This window comes from Bacillus rhizoplanae (assembly GCF_917563915.1).
GTDB lineage: Bacteria > Bacillota > Bacilli > Bacillales > Bacillaceae_G > Bacillus_A > Bacillus_A rhizoplanae.
Genome location: NZ_CAKJTI010000034.1, coordinates 1 through 14937 on the forward strand (window position 1 = coordinate 1; position 14937 = coordinate 14937).

Consider the following 14937-nt stretch of genomic DNA (forward strand, 5'->3'; position numbering starts at 1 on the left):
GTGATGTACTTGCGACCTGTTGACTAAGCCATACACATAAAGCAACTAACTCCTGTGCTTGATATTTACTCTTTCGCTGAACGAATCCTTTTTCTTTGGATAAGTGTTCTAGAACATGAGAAGACATATGTCGTTGTAATTCTTCAGCAATCGGTTGAAGTTCATCAAGAATCGAAAGATTCATAAAGAAACGCCATCCTTTCTTATAATTCTACAGAAAGGATAACGCCTTTTTTGCTTTATGGGTAGTGTAAAACCTTAGCTTGATAGTGATGTGGCGGTACCCCAGAAAAGACACCATAAGGTGCCTTACTCCGACTTGATAACCACTTTAATTTTAATAATATGTATTGGACTCCCATCCAAATATAATTTTACTACATTTATCCATATTACTTATTGAGAAAAAAATAAAAAGCCCCGTAAATCAGAGCTTTTATATTATGGGTAAGTTACCTAAATTATTATTTCCTTACACATAATCATCATTTCATGGGGTACCGTTCTTATTTTACTAGAGAGAAAATAAGATTTTACTGTTTTGCTGCTGGTGGATGGATGTACTATTATGAAGTAGCTCCTTCAAAAAGTATTTGTTTACGTTTGATCCCTGCACATTGTGTGGGGATTTTTTCATAAAGAAAAGACACTTATAAGAGTGTCTTTTCTGATTGTTTTTTAGCAGAAGCAAGCAGCTCCAACTATGATTAATAATATAAAGAGGATAACGAGTAAAGCGAAGCCTCCAGCAAAGCCACAACTACCACAACTACCACAACTACCACCAAAGCCCATAATAGTTCCTCCTTTAGATAAGAGGGGAAAACAAAGGGTCACCTCTCTAAATTCACACTATCCAATTCATTAATATGGTTGGAAACCCAGTTTATCGGTCAGGTATAGATTCAAAAAGTGCTCTTCGATTCTCCAGTGGTCGATATCGCTCAGCTATATTAAAGTAATGAAAGGTCATGACGGTTTATATCGAGAGAGTGGAGAATCGGCAATTTCGTGGTAAATAAATTTTTGTTCGAATGTTATTCAGGTCAATCGGATTCCTTCAAATGCATTCATCACCAAATGATGCATATAGGAATCATCCAACTTTTCGCCAGTTACGAGCAAACGATAGAAAATCGGCCCGTAAATGAGATCGATGCTTAATTCAATATCGAGAGTTTCTTTCAATTCTCCTCTCTGAATTCCCTTCTCCAGAAGATGCTTAGCTTGGAGTCGCCGGGGCTGAAAATATCGGGTACGATATTCCTTAGCCAATTTTGAATCAAACTGTCCTTCGCCTATTAACTCCGTAATAATGATCCCTTCCCGACTTGTCAAAAACCTTGCTAAACTCGTGGCGTGAATTAGAATATCATTTAATGCCGAGCCCGTATCAGGCACAGGCAATTTGGCAGCGGTAGCAGAAAGAAAACCATCCATTACCACGGCTGCCTTGTTAGGCCACCATTTATAAATCGTGGCCTTGCTAACTTTAGCACGATCTGCAATTTTATCGACCGTGACCGCTTTAAAGCCCTTTTCCAACAATAACTCATAGGATGCGGAAAGGATAGACTTATGCGTTTCGACATTACGCGGCCGACCTCTTTTACTTTGCACATTAATCATTCCTTCCAAAATATAAACTATACGTTTAGTATACTTAATTTGATTAAAAAATAAAATAACCATTTACAAAACTGAACGTTTAGTATATTATTTATTTTAATTAATGAACTAAACGTTTAGTATTTAATAGTTAAAAAATCTTACGATGTTAACTGATGCAACTAAGCCTAAGACTCCACAAGAACTTATTACAAAATAATACATGGGAAAGGAGAGGAGAGAGATGGCACAATTGAAAGTCTTGAAAGAAGAGTTGGATGTAGTTCAGACTCAATTTAGTAAAATGGTGTCTGACACTGCGGCAGCATTTGCCAAGATGATCCAAGAACTTCGGGATAATGGTATAGGAGGAGTTAACTATGTCTAATTTAAAAAATCAAACAATTGATAAAGATATTTCAACGGGGTTAACCATACTTCTAGCAACTGCATGTGGTATCATTGTAGCTAATCTTTATTATGCACAGCCCTTGGTTGGGTTAATTAGCTCTGCAATTGGGCTTTCTACTAGTAGTGCTGGATTGATTGTAACGCTAACTCAAATTGGATATGTTGTCGGCTTACTATTTCTTGTGCCTTTAGCAGATATTGTTGAAAACCGAAAGCTAGTAGTTATATCTTTACTTCTAAGTACAGTCGCCCTGACTGCCACAGTATTTGTGAAACACGGCATTCTTTTCCTAGTGGCTTCATTCTTCATCGGATTGGGATCGGTCGCAGCACAAGTCCTCGTACCTTTTGCGTCATACCTTGCATCAGAAGCTACACGCGGCCGCGTTGTTGGTAATGTCATGAGTGGTCTGTTACTTGGCATCATGCTGTCGCGTCCGATATCAAGTCTAGTAGCTGACATTTGGGGATGGAATGCAATATTTGCCTTGTCTGCGGCAGTAATTCTTCTCTTAGCGATCGTATTATCAAAAGTACTCCCTACAAGGAGCCCAATGGCAAACACAAACTATACGGCCTTACTCGGTTCAATGTGGAAACTACTGCGAACTACCCCGCTCTTACGCCGTCGCGCAATTTATCATGCGTGTGTATTCGGGACTTTCAGCTTATTCTGGACTACTGTTCCGTTATTATTGTCTAGCCCTACTTTTCATTTTTCTCAGAAAGCTATAGCACTATATGCTCTTGTCGGAATTGCGGGTGCGATAGCTGCACCAGTAGGTGGCCGTCTAGCTGATCGTGGATGGACTCGGCTTGCCACTGGGATAGCTCTCGCTGTTGTTATCGTTTCTTTATTACTACCACTCATGATTCAGAGTAGCTCGCCCGTTGGAATAGCTGTTTTAGTAGTTGCAGCTATTCTGTTGGACATGGGAGTATCCGCAAACCTTGTGCTTAGTCAACGTTTAATTTTCTCTTTGGAGCCAGAAATTCGTAGTCGATTAAACGGATTATTCATGGCTATTTTCTTTCTGGGTGGTGCTGTTGGATCCTCTATCGGAGGATGGGCATACGCCTCAGGTGGATGGAGTGCAGCATTATGGATGGGAATCGCTTTTCCGATCATAGCACTGCTTTATTTTGCCACAGAGAAATAGTTCTTTAATTAAACTTAAGCAGTCAGGATTCGTCTGACTGCTTAAGTTTTGGTATGTCCAAGCTTTAGAGATTAATTGCAATTGTTTTGAGGTTTTTGCACCAGAACCAGATTTTTTGTCTCTATCGCTGTAAGGGTACAAAACTCACCATTTAAAATGTTTCTGAATTCTATGTAGACTATGATAAAAAAAGAGCTTGTGTCAAAAAACAAGCTCTCTTTAAAAGAAATAACGTAATTGAGATGACTATATATTACCAATTGACTTATTACGATTCCATCCGTCTCATGTTGAGAAATAAATTATAAGTGGTTTTAAAACTAAAATGAATTATTGACATAATATTTTGACGATCATATAATAAATCTCGAATTAGAAACATTTTACAAAGGATTGGTGATTATGAGTGTGATTAATAATGATGAGAATTTATCTTTAAAGTTATTTGTTATATTATCACGAGCAGTACAGTCAATCACAAAGCGTATTGAAGAAGATATAAAAAGTTATGGACTTAATCCAACTGAATTTGCAGTTCTTGAGTTACTATACAATAAAGGCGATCAGCCTATACAAAAAATTGGAGACAAAATATTACTTGCAAGTAGCAGTATCACGTATGTAGTTGATAAGTTGGAAAAGAAGAGGTTCTTAATACGAAAACCATGTCCTAAAGACCGCCGTGTCACGTATGCGTCAATTACTTCAGAAGGTATTGAATTGATGGATACTATTTTCCCTCAGCATAAAGAGGCGATTCGGCAAATATTTGGTGGTTTGGACTCTAGTGAGAAAAAAGTGATAATCGAACAGTTGAAAAAATTAGGATATTATGCGCAAGAACTATAAGTTTTTGAACATATATCTCGAATTAGTAATATCCTACTTAAATATAAATTAAATAAAAGTAAAAAATTCCCTCTGGATTATGACATATGTCATAATCCTCGTTAATCCAATCATGATAAATTAACCTTAAAAATGCAAGGGGGAAACGCTATGTACAAATTACTTTCCGCACTTATTGGTGCTTTTATCGCACTTATGCTTCCACTAAACGGCATCTTAGCAGAAGTTATAGGAAACTATAACGCCAGCGTTCTTATTCATATTGTTGGATTAATTGCGGTTATTATCATTTTACTAGTTGGTAAATTTAAAATTAAGATTCAAAAAGGAATCCCGCTCTACTTATATAGCGCAGGAGCTATCGGAGTGTTCACGGTACTATTTAACAATATTAGCTTTTCGGAACTCGGTGTATCCTTAACTATCGCTTTAGGCTTACTTGGTCAATCGATTACTTCTATTATCATCGATCATTTCGGATTATTAGGAATGAAAGTTGTGAAGTTTGAAAAAAAGAAAATGGTCGGCTTACTACTTATTGCTTCTGGAATTTTTATCATGAATATTTTTTAACGGAGGGTAAATGATGTTATATATATGTATTGCCATTTTAGCTGGATGTTCCATTGTAATCGCAAGAGTAATTAATGCAAACTTAGCAACTCAAATTGGAATTTTCCAAGGTACTTTTTTCAACTATATTACTGGTCTCGCTTTTTCTTTATTATTTTTAATTTTTAGTAATGAATCTTTTAACATGTCCTACACAACATTGCAATCCATACCGTTTTTCGCTTATTTAGGAGGATTAGTAGGTGTTATCGTAATTGGATTATCAAACTATATTATCCCTAAAATATCTTCCTTCTATTTGACATTACTCATTTTTACTGGTCAATTAAGCATGGGAATTATCATTGATTTTTTCAATTCACATGAACTATCGGTTGGTAAGATCGTTGGAGGTTTATTAGTATTAATGGGACTCACATATAATTTAATCATTGATCGAACAGATATACCTGTTCAAAATAAGAAACAAGCCTTCTGAGGCTTGTTTCTGTTATTTTCACCTAAAATTTACTTTTTCTTATTTGATAACTTCTTTTCCACCCATGTATGAGCGTAATATTTTCGGAATCACAACTAAGCCATCTTCTTGTTGGTAATTCTCAAAAATTGCTGCCACTGTACACCCTATCGCTAATCCAGAACCATTTAATGTATGCATAAATTCTGGTTATGCACCTTGTGTACGACGAAAACGAATACCTGCACGACGAGCTTGAAAATCTTCACAGTTTGAGCAAGAAGATATTTCACGATATGTCCCGTAGCTTGGTAACCACACTTCAATGTCATATGTTTATGTAAATGATTTGAAACCATTGAAATTATTTTTTATACAATAATCAGGTTTGTATGAGCAAACCATTTGGACGAAGACGACTCATCATAATTTCATCAATAAATTTACCGTTTGCCTTTAAATTTCCCTTCTTTATCCCCTCTTCCATAAACCCAAACTTTTCATACAACGCTTGTGCACCAGGATTTGTTGCGAGAACGCCAAGTTCCACTCTTTCAAGCATTAGCCAATTGTCTGTAAGATCGAGAATTTTTGTAAGTAATGCTTTCCCAATTCCCTTCTTATGATATTCACTGTCTACGCCAATAAATATATCTCCCGAATGTGATCTTCGGCCTTGTCCTTGTGTTAAACCTACAAATCCAACGACATTCCCATCGAGCTCCGCAACAAATTCAAATTGATTAGGTCCTAAGTTACGAATTCTATTTTCCATAGCATCTACTCGCATACTTGGCATAAAAACCATATATGGTAAAACCGCATCTTGTATACAAATACGATGAATTGCGCTAGCATCCTGTATCTGAACGGGACGAATAGTTACTTCCATTTCAACATCTCCTTCAACTAAAAAATAAGATTGTTTTGGGATATTCTATACACAATGTAAAGATTCCTATCTAGGGCTATGAAAATGATTCGTGAATCACTATTATTAAATTTCTTTCACAGACTTTCAAAATGCATAAAAAATTATTAATACCCAAAAGTAGATTGAGTTTATTTCATTTTTTATCATTCTTACAGGATTTTAATCAATCTTAATAGATACTTAAACAATAAAGAAGCTGAATCAAATGTTGTTGAAAAACGACTTTTCGAGTCAGCTTTTCTTTTTTTAAATTGTTCATCAAAATTCTACAAAACTTGAGAAAGAAATTATTTTAATTTTCAGTATTTTAATAGTGAAAACTTAATGCTACTATAAAGCTACTCTTTTTTTTAAAATTTTTGTTAGGGGGAAAAAAATAATGAAGAAAAAAAGTCTAGCGTTTGTGTTAGCGGCTGGAATGGCAGTGACAACGTTTGGAGGGACAAGCTCTGCATTTGCAGATTCAAAGAACGTACTTTCCACAAAGAAATACAATGAGACAGTACAATCCCCAGAGTTTATATCAGGTAATCTAACAAGTGCATCAGGAAAGAAGGCAGAATCTGTTGTATTTGATTATTTAAATACTTCTAAAAAAGATTATAAACTAGGCGAGAAAAGTGCAGAAGAATCTTTTAAAGTACAAAAGGTTATAAAAGATCCTGTTGGAGAAGCAACAGTTATCCGTTTACAGCAAATGTATGAAGGTGTACCGGTATGGGGCTCTACTCAAGTAGCTCATGTTGGAAAAGATGGTGTATTAAAAGTTGTATCAGGAACAGTTGCACCTGATTTAGATAAGAAAGAGAAGTTGAAAAACAAAAATAAAATTGAAGAAAAAAAAGCGATTGCAATTGCACAACAAGACCTAGGATTCACTCCAAAATATGAAGTAGAGCCGTCTGCGGATTTATATGTATATCAAAATGGCGAGGAAACAACATATGCATATGTTGTAAAGTTGAACTTCTTAGATCCAGAGCCAGGAAACTATTATTATTTCATTGAAGCTGATAGCGGTAAAGTTTTAAACAAATATAATACAATCCATAATGCAACAAATGACAATACGGCTCCAAGTAAACCTGTAACGGGTACAAATACAATAGGAACTGGTAAAGGGGTATTAGGCGATACAAAGTCTATTAATACAACACTCTCTGGATCTAGTTATTATTTACAAGATAATACACGCGGTGCAACAATTTACACATACAATGGGAACAACCGAACAAGATTGCCGGGAACGTTATGGGCAGATGCGGATAACATCTTGAATGCTACCCGTGATGCAGCAGCAGTGGATGCACATTATTATGCAGGTGTAACATATAATTATTACAAAAACACCTTTAACCGCAATTCTTATAACGATGCTGGTGCACTGTTAAAATCTACGGTTCACTATGGCAAAAATTATAACAATGCCTTCTGGAATGGATCGCAAATGGTCTATGGTGATGGAGATGGATCTACATTTATTGCATTTTCCGGTGGTATCGATGTTGTCGGACATGAATTAACACATGCCGTGACAGAATATAGTTCAAACCTCATTTATCAAAATGAGTCTGGTGCATTAAATGAAGCAATTTCTGATATTTTTGGTACGTTAGTAGAATACTATGATAACCGTAACCCAGATTGGGAAGTTGGAGAGGATATTTATACACCTGGGAAAGCTGGGGATGCGCTTCGTTCTATGAGCGATCCAACAAAATATGGTGACCCAGATCATTACTCTAAACGTTATACTGGAACGAGCGATAATGGCGGCGTCCATACAAATAGCGGTATTATCAATAAAGCTGCTTACTTATTAGCAAATGGCGGTACACATTATGGTGTAACAGTGAATGGCGTTGGTAAAGATAAAGTAGGTGCAATCTACTATCGTGCAAATACAGTATACTTAACTGAATCTGCAACTTTTAGTCAAGCACGTGCTGCCTTAGTACAAGCAGCAGCTGATTTATACGGCGCAAACTCTGCAGAAGTGGCAGCTGTGAAGCAGTCATATGATGCAGTTGGTGTAAAATAGGTTCCACTCCCCTTTATATAGTGAAAGAGGCTGTTCCAAAAGTGAAACTTTTTGGCAGCCTCTTCCTTTGTATATAAATCGCCTTTTTCTAATATAATCAAGTCACCACAGCCAAACCAATCAAAGTAACGATTCTCTTATGTTTATAACAAAGTCCCTATGTATGCTAACCTTTTCTCGATTTTATTGGATACCTTCAAACGCATAGAAAGCCAATGTTTTGTTGATATCGGAATTTATTTTTAACCTCTCATATAAAGATGGCATTAATTCCCTTACTGTTTCACTATTTGCCCACCTTACTTCAACAATATCATTATCAGGGTCATTGATGTTTATTTCACCATCAATGATTTTTGCATGAAAAGTAATGATTAAAGCATGATGACCTCGTTCTTCGAAGAACACTTCTCTAACGGAACTCAATCCAGTAACAACAATATTAAACCCTGTTTCCTCTTTTACTTCACGGATTACAGCCTGTTCTAAAGTCTCTTCCCCTTCAACTGCCCCACCTGGAAGACTCCAATAAAAAGAATCACTCTTTATGTTTTTAACTATTAATATATTATCATTGCCATCCTGAATGAAAGCAGAAACCACGTTAACTCTTTTCAAAAACAACTCCCCCTTTTGAAATTTTTTCCTACTGATAGCTATATCAATTATACTAAAAACAAAGTAAAGAATGCATTAATGACTCGATTAATTCTTTAAAAAGGGGAACTTAAAAGGAGCAAACACAGTTGCAAGATATAAGGCTAGTACTCTTTGACTTGGATAATACCCTTTTTTCATTTGGCATCTATTATACGCAAGCCATCAAATATTCATTTAATGTTCATAAAGGATACCAAAATGAATAAAAAATTGTGAGTTTCAAATAAATAGCAATAACCAAAATGCAAATCCCAATAAGAAGAGCCATATAATCAAGGGGCTGCATTTCCGTCCTATAGTACCAAGTTCGCTTCTCCTTTTTTCCAAAACCGCGTAGGTCCATAGCATTCGAAACAGTATCAATTCGATCCAATGAATGTATCACAAGCGGCCAAAAAATCGTCATTCGATTTTTAATGCGTTGAAAAAAAGTTGCTTCTCCTTTATGAAATGGAATCCCCCTTGCTTCCTGCGCATGTTTAATGAGTTCGTATTCCGTTTGTATATTCGGAATGTAGCGCAGTGCAATATTAACTGCGTAAGCAATTTTATAAGGCAGTCCAATTTTGTTTAAGCTGCTTGCAAATTGACTCGGGTGTGTTGTGTAAATAAAAATAAGTGTAAACGGTAATAAGGTAAAATATTTTAATGATAGTGTCATTGCATAAAAAAGAGTTTCTAGTGTAATAGTTGCATAGCCAATATGGAGAAGTGACGTATATGTACCGGTTATCTCCGATCCATGTGTTGGGGTAATGAGTAAAATCATGATGGAATTCAGAATACTAAATGTGAAAATAACACTAAAAATAATCAACATGCTGCGCATTGGGATTTTTGCGATGCCTAGCAGTATGCAGCCGATTAAAAATAAGCATAATAAAATACGAAAATCAAAAAATAGAAATGTGAGAATCATCCATATAATAAATAGGATTAGTTTTACAGCGCCATCCATACGATGGAAATATGATTCACCTTCTATGTATAGTGTCCCCATCTTACTCATGAATGGCCCCTCCTCCTTGCTTCCATATAAGATTGAACAAATAGCTGCGGAATTGGCATATTCCCGTGTTTCGCTAAGCCAGTAAGTGAGCTCTCACGGAGGTTCGCCTGCTTTAAAATACGCTCGTTTACCAACACGGTAGTTACCGTATCATCTGCAATGATTTCTCCGTTATGTAGTACAATCGCTCGATTGGCGTATTCTAGCGCTAAGTTCATATCATGTGTAATGAATAAAAAAGCTATTCCACGTTTCGCTAGTTTTCCTATAAACATCATAAACTCTTTGTAGTGAAAATAATCTTGTCCTGCAGTTGGTTCGTCTAAAATAATAAGTTTGGGATTTGTAACAAGAATCGAGGCTATCGTTAAACGCTTTTTTTGTCCATAACTTAATGCTTGTACCGGCCAATTTCGAAATGGATATAAACCACAAATTTGTAATACATTTTCTACTATTTTCTGCATTTCTTCTGAAGCGTTCTTCAGTTTTAAAGCAAATGCAGCTTCTTCCCAAACAGTTGCTTGTGTAATCATGTGATTAGGATTTTGCATCACATAAGCGATGGCCTCTCCCCGCTTCCGGATTGACCATGTTGTAATATCAGTTCCTTCTAAAAGAATTTTACCTCGATGTTTTTTTTTCATTCCCGTCATGATATGAGCAAATGTTGATTTTCCAGCACCGTTGTTTCCTAAAAGAGCGAGTACTTCACCTTTGTATATAGACATAGATACATCCTTCAATGCAAAATTACTGTTTGGATATACAAACGATACATTTTCTATTTTACATATACATTCTTTTTCGGATATTGCTGTATGTATTGGGTTTTGTAACATCCATTTTGATAACGTTTCATGTAATGTATGAGAATTAATATTTTCTATTGGATAAACTTCTTCATTCAAGAATGGATATTCCAATGTTTTTAATGCTTCTATGTATACAGGCTCCCTTAGCCCTACTTTTTGTAAAACATTTGTCTGTAATATATCAGTCGGTGCTTCGATTGCTACGATGCGGCCATTTTCCAAAAGAATGATTTTATCTAAGTCGAGATCGAGCATTTCTTCAATGCGATGCTCAATAATAATGATTGTTTCATTCGTTTGTCTATGAATCTTTTTCATAAGTTGGATTGCTTTTTGGCTGCTTACAGAATCTAAATTCGCTAAAGGTTCATCAAATAGCAAAATCTCAGTGTTTGTAGCTAGTACGCCTGCTAGAGAAATAGACTGTTTTTGTCCCCCTGATAAATCGTGAGGGCTATGTGAATGAAACTTAATCATGTCTACTTCTTTAAGCGAACGTTCTACAATTTGTTTTATTTCCCCTTGCTCCGCACAATCATTTTCCATTGCAAACGCAACGTCTTCTTCAACTGTTAATCCGATAAATTGGGAATCTTGGTCTTGTAGAATCGTTCCTACACGTTGACTTAACTCGAATATACTCGTATGTCTAGGGTCTATACCACATACAGAAAGATTTCCTGTACTTGTCCCTTCATAAGAAAAAGGAATGAGCCCATTGATACAATGAGCTAATGTAGATTTTCCTGATCCGCTTCGCCCAGCGATTAACACTTTTTCGCCAGGATAAATATGAAAGGTAATATCCTGTATCGTCGGCTCAACTACGTTTTTATATTGGAATGTGAATTCTTCAAAAGAAATAATCGGTTTCATATGTATATTCCTACTTTTCAACTTTTAATTGTGTATTCTTTTTATTCGCTTTCGCAAGTCCTAACACAATTGGTAAACCGAGGATGAAAAACACGAGAACATCTGCGATAATCGCACCGCCTACTTGGATAACAATCTTATCGAACGGCTCGCCCATAATGAGAATGTCAAATACACCTGCAAAGACGATTCCTAAAAGAATACCAATTACACCTGTAATAGAAAGGTGGGTAATATCCCCTTTGCTGTACGTTCCATTTTTCACACTAAATGTAGAGCGCTTTTGGACAAATCCCATAAATAAACCAATAATTCCTGAGCTTAACACCCAGCCCCACCAAATGCCCCAGCCGGCAATGGCATCTGTGATTGTATGACCGATTAGTCCAATTAATAAAGCTGCAATTGGTCCAAAGATAGCACCGAAAATCGTTAATAAAGCAAGCGCTGGTTTAATGAAAGTATTCGGTGCAATGGAAAATCCCCATAATCCTAATACACCGTATATTGCTGAACCAATTCCAATTGCAACAACTAATTTTGTAGAAAGCGTTTTATTCATTTATAGTCCTCCTCTCGTTATATAAATTTACTTTGAATAACTTCTATGATTTACATAGACGCTATCAAATTTATATGATGCAGCAGCGTGAATTATGCTCACCATACATACCGTTTGAAAAAATGAGAATCCATTCAAAATTCATATGTTCCATTTTTTTGCACATATTGAATCCGACGTTCTAAATCTCCTTTTTGTTTGATAAAGCATAAGCATATATGGCTATAGTTTGTTACATGCTCAATCTTAAGGTGTGATGAACTTGGCTTTCCGGTATACACTATCTTCCAATACACTCATGAATTTCGTAGCTATTTTTACTTCGATAAAAATCAACAAATACAAAAAAATGGAAAAACCAATTCACATCGGTTTTTCCATTCAAAATAAAGCATAATAATTTATCTGATCCTAATAACGGGTATTAGGATCTCTTTCCAAATCCTCTCCCCTACAACCCAGCCGACCTCTGTAACCTTCTCACAATTTCAAAGAAATCTTCCTGTGATATCCCTGGGGCAAATTCTTCTGGCAATTCATCTAAGTCTGGAATTGGTGCACCTTGCGGGGGACCATCGATAACTTGAAGCGGTTGCCCATCTTCCGGGTGCTTTCCTTTCCAAATTTTATTTAAGTCTGTGTAATCATTATCACTAAAACGGTACAGTTTTAAGTGGGCACCTTGATCTTCAAAGCGTTTTGCCACATCGAATACTTTGTTAGATAAGTTTGGAATTGGGAGCATTTTTGCCACATCAACACCTGTTGCTACTTCTAACGCTTTGGCGTATGCCAAAACATGAACGCCGCCGCGGACAAGTAAATATCCAATTGCTTCTTTCGCTGTTGGATGATCTGTCATTTCATAAACACGCATTTTATTTGTCCGTGCCCCGCATTCTAGGAAAAAGTTATGCAATAAGTCTAGTATTAAATTTCCGCTATTAAACACATAATCTCCGCTCCATGCTTTTCCCATTGAATCACCGACAAGGGTAGTTTGTGCGGTTGAAATAAAGTGCTGCGTATTACGTTTATCTTTCGCAGCTTTCATTGTTCCAATATTAGGATCTCCCGCATGCGTTGTTCCAGTTAAGCAAAGATTAATTGCATTTGAAATCAATTCAACATGTGCAAATTCTTCTGCTGTTATATTGGCAATTAAATCATAAAATGGTTTTAATTTTTTCTTACCGCGAAAGTTAAAAGATTGAAACATATAGGTATTTAGTGTCGACATCTCACCAAAACGGCCACCTAACAATTCTTGCACCGCAGCCGCTGCGTTTGCATCAGCATATTTCGGGTCGGGGAGTGGGATAATCAACTTGTCAATTCGTTTAATCATCAGTATGAAGCCCCCTTATCTTCATCGTTGCCATCATTACTGATGTATGAAAGATAAAGGTTGTTTCATGTGTATTATCATTCCGGCATTACCCAAACAATTTGCTGCATGCGAATAAAGAAAGGTGTATCCTTTTCTTCAATTACAATATGATCTGGTTTGACAGCTTTTAATACGCCATGCACGCTACCACGCATTGTATCCACAACAACATTTTTCCCAACAATCATTTGTAACGTTTGCACAACATACGGATCAACATTAGAAATCACTTCTCCGCTCAATTGATAACCATTTCGAAAGTCTCCATACACATCTTCGTGTGAATAATCCATGATTATTACCTCCTCTTTCTACAATTCGCTTGTATTGTATGAGAGGGATTAGATAAATGTGCCTATCTAACAAAAAACGAGATGCCATAATTGCAGCATCTCGTTATGAATCATAAGCTGGAAAATTTATTTTTTCTAGCTTATGATTCCCATTTATACGTCCAAAATTGTTCACCTTGTAACCATTTTAATGTCGCTGGGTCTTGTTTTTTTAGCTTTGCTTCCATCTCTTCTAACATCGCTTCTGTTTGCGAACGATGCGCACGAAGCGCTGCTAACTTTTGTTCTAACACGTCACTTATATTGTTAATTACATCTGGCTTTCCTAATACTTCTTCACGGTTTTTCGTAATCGCCACTGCATGAATAACTGGACGTTCTTCTTTTGGCATACGTTCTACCGCACGAACAGCTGCGCGTCCAAATGCGTTATGATCTGGATGTACACCGTGCTCTGGATAGAATGTGATGATTAAGGAAGGATTCACATCACGAATCACTTCTTCAATTTTATCTGCTACAAATTCAACATCTTCAAATTCTAATGTTTTATCATGGAAGCCAAGTAAACGTAAGTCTTCAATGCCCATTGCCTGGCAAGCTTCTTCTAATTCCTGCTTTCGAATGCTTGGAATCGTTTCGCGATTTGCAAATACATTTTTCCCCATGTTACGTCCCATTTGCCCAAGTGTTCCACAAGCATACGTAACAGGTATTCCATTACTTCGATATTGACGGATTGTTCCTCCCGCTGCAAATGATTCATCATCTGGATGCGGAAATACTACAAGTACGTGTCTTTCCATAATCTCACTCCTTATGCAAATGGCGTTAAACTTAATTGCAGCGCAACTGCTAGACGCCCTTTTTCATCATGACCTGCTAATAAAAGACGATTTTTCTCATCTTTTTCCCAATGTGTCACACCTTCTGCATATACCCAGCCGTTCTCCATTTTTAAACCAATACGGTATGGATTCGTTCCCGTAATTTTACCGCGTTCAAAGCGAATTACTGCATTACGCACAAATGCTCCAACTGTCATCGTTTTTTCATTTACATGCGAAGCATATGCACCGTTCGTTGTTTCTAAATGAAGGTATACATCATTATTTAGAAAACGTTCAATTTCGTTTTGTACGACAGAAGTATCTGTAATTATTTCCATCGGATTTCACCTCTTTTAATCAGTTTACGAAAAAATAATGTAAATTGCTATCTCTTATAATAGAGGACAATGATTACTTTGCCTATTTTTTTGCTTTTTATTTTTTATATTTAATACGGTATGTGAAATTA

Annotated in this window: 17 protein-coding genes and 2 pseudogenes; 6 read left to right on the forward strand and 13 right to left on the reverse strand. The window is 36.3% G+C overall.

Annotation, left to right across the window (positions count from 1 at the left end; all coding sequences use genetic code 11):
- The 3 genes and pseudogenes from LRP84_RS19530 to LRP84_RS19540 all read right to left on the reverse strand — a co-directional run.
- Window positions 1–184, reverse strand: a pseudogene (locus LRP84_RS19530) (IS4 family transposase); the annotation flags it as partial.
- Window positions 185–678: 494 nt separating this feature from the next.
- On the reverse strand, window positions 679–795 hold the full coding sequence (locus tag LRP84_RS19535; RefSeq protein ID WP_230576601.1) for a YjcZ family sporulation protein: 117 nt from the start codon (window positions 793–795) through the stop codon (window positions 679–681).
- A 246-nt stretch (window positions 796–1041) separates the two neighbouring features.
- A complete protein-coding gene (locus LRP84_RS19540) occupies window positions 1042–1620 on the reverse strand; it encodes a TetR/AcrR family transcriptional regulator (RefSeq protein WP_230576626.1) in 579 nt (192 codons plus the stop codon).
- Window positions 1621–1852: 232 nt separating this feature from the next.
- Between LRP84_RS19540 and LRP84_RS19545 the strand changes: the two genes are divergently transcribed.
- The 5 genes from LRP84_RS19545 to LRP84_RS19565 all read left to right on the forward strand — a co-directional run bounded on the left by LRP84_RS19545 (window position 1853) and on the right by LRP84_RS19565 (window position 5079).
- Window positions 1853–1996 (forward strand): hypothetical protein, encoded by a 144-nt coding sequence (locus LRP84_RS19545; protein WP_230576602.1) that lies wholly within the window; start codon window positions 1853–1855, stop codon window positions 1994–1996.
- Window positions 1989–3179, forward strand: a complete 1191-nt coding sequence (locus tag LRP84_RS19550) for an MFS transporter (protein ID WP_230576603.1) — start codon at window positions 1989–1991, stop codon at window positions 3177–3179. The genes LRP84_RS19545 and LRP84_RS19550 overlap by 8 nt, the downstream gene beginning before the upstream one ends.
- A gap of 402 nt (window positions 3180–3581) precedes the next feature.
- The gene (locus tag LRP84_RS19555) at window positions 3582–4028 is read left to right on the forward strand and encodes a MarR family winged helix-turn-helix transcriptional regulator (protein WP_098308560.1); all 447 of its coding nucleotides are present in this window, start codon (window positions 3582–3584) and stop codon (window positions 4026–4028) included.
- Window positions 4029–4178: 150 nt separating this feature from the next.
- Window positions 4179–4601 carry a DMT family transporter gene (locus LRP84_RS19560; RefSeq protein WP_230576604.1) on the forward strand — a complete coding sequence of 141 codons (423 nt, stop codon included), beginning with the start codon at window positions 4179–4181 and terminating at the stop codon, window positions 4599–4601.
- Window positions 4602–4614: 13 nt separating this feature from the next.
- Window positions 4615–5079: a DMT family transporter gene (locus LRP84_RS19565; protein WP_230576605.1), complete on the forward strand. Its 465-nt coding sequence runs from the start codon at window positions 4615–4617 to the stop codon at window positions 5077–5079.
- A gap of 39 nt (window positions 5080–5118) precedes the next feature.
- On the opposite strand, the pseudogene LRP84_RS19570 reads toward LRP84_RS19565, so the two are convergent.
- Both LRP84_RS19570 and LRP84_RS19575 read right to left on the reverse strand, forming a co-directional pair.
- Window positions 5119–5391, reverse strand: a pseudogene (locus LRP84_RS19570) (aminoacyl--tRNA ligase-related protein); the annotation flags it as partial.
- Between the two features lie 49 nt (window positions 5392–5440).
- Window positions 5441–5950, reverse strand: coding sequence for a GNAT family N-acetyltransferase (locus LRP84_RS19575; RefSeq protein WP_230576606.1), 510 nt, complete (start codon window positions 5948–5950; stop codon window positions 5441–5443).
- A 421-nt stretch (window positions 5951–6371) separates the two neighbouring features.
- Here LRP84_RS19575 and LRP84_RS19580 point away from each other — a divergent pair, with 421 nt between their 5' ends.
- Window positions 6372–8033 carry a M4 family metallopeptidase gene (locus LRP84_RS19580; RefSeq protein ID WP_230576607.1) on the forward strand — a complete coding sequence of 554 codons (1662 nt, stop codon included), beginning with the start codon at window positions 6372–6374 and terminating at the stop codon, window positions 8031–8033.
- Between the two features lie 183 nt (window positions 8034–8216).
- Here LRP84_RS19580 and LRP84_RS19585 read toward each other — a convergent pair whose 3' ends face one another.
- From LRP84_RS19585 to LRP84_RS19620, 8 genes are all read right to left on the reverse strand, one after another.
- On the reverse strand, window positions 8217–8651 hold the full coding sequence (locus tag LRP84_RS19585) for an NUDIX hydrolase (protein WP_230576608.1): 435 nt from the start codon (window positions 8649–8651) through the stop codon (window positions 8217–8219).
- Window positions 8652–8874: 223 nt separating this feature from the next.
- On the reverse strand, window positions 8875–9693 hold the full coding sequence (locus tag LRP84_RS19590) for an energy-coupling factor transporter transmembrane component T family protein (RefSeq protein ID WP_230576627.1): 819 nt from the start codon (window positions 9691–9693) through the stop codon (window positions 8875–8877).
- 5 nt (window positions 9694–9698) lie between these two features.
- The gene (locus LRP84_RS19595) at window positions 9699–11393 is read right to left on the reverse strand and encodes an energy-coupling factor transporter ATPase (protein ID WP_230576609.1); all 1695 of its coding nucleotides are present in this window, start codon (window positions 11391–11393) and stop codon (window positions 9699–9701) included.
- 10 nt (window positions 11394–11403) lie between these two features.
- A complete protein-coding gene (locus LRP84_RS19600; protein WP_230576610.1) occupies window positions 11404–11955 on the reverse strand; it encodes an ECF-type riboflavin transporter substrate-binding protein in 552 nt (183 codons plus the stop codon).
- A gap of 451 nt (window positions 11956–12406) precedes the next feature.
- Complete coding sequence (locus tag LRP84_RS19605; protein ID WP_230576611.1) at window positions 12407–13303, reverse strand: manganese catalase family protein; 897 nt, start codon at window positions 13301–13303, stop codon at window positions 12407–12409.
- Between the two features lie 77 nt (window positions 13304–13380).
- Entirely contained in the window at window positions 13381–13638 is a 258-nt protein-coding gene (locus LRP84_RS19610) for a YuzF family protein (RefSeq protein WP_230576612.1), read from the reverse strand.
- Window positions 13639–13778: 140 nt separating this feature from the next.
- Window positions 13779–14444: a bacillithiol biosynthesis deacetylase BshB2 gene (bshB2, locus tag LRP84_RS19615; RefSeq protein WP_230576613.1), complete on the reverse strand. Its 666-nt coding sequence runs from the start codon at window positions 14442–14444 to the stop codon at window positions 13779–13781.
- 11 nt (window positions 14445–14455) lie between these two features.
- On the reverse strand, window positions 14456–14806 hold the full coding sequence (locus LRP84_RS19620) for a YojF family protein (protein ID WP_230576614.1): 351 nt from the start codon (window positions 14804–14806) through the stop codon (window positions 14456–14458).
- Between the last annotated feature and the right edge of the window lie 131 nt (window positions 14807–14937).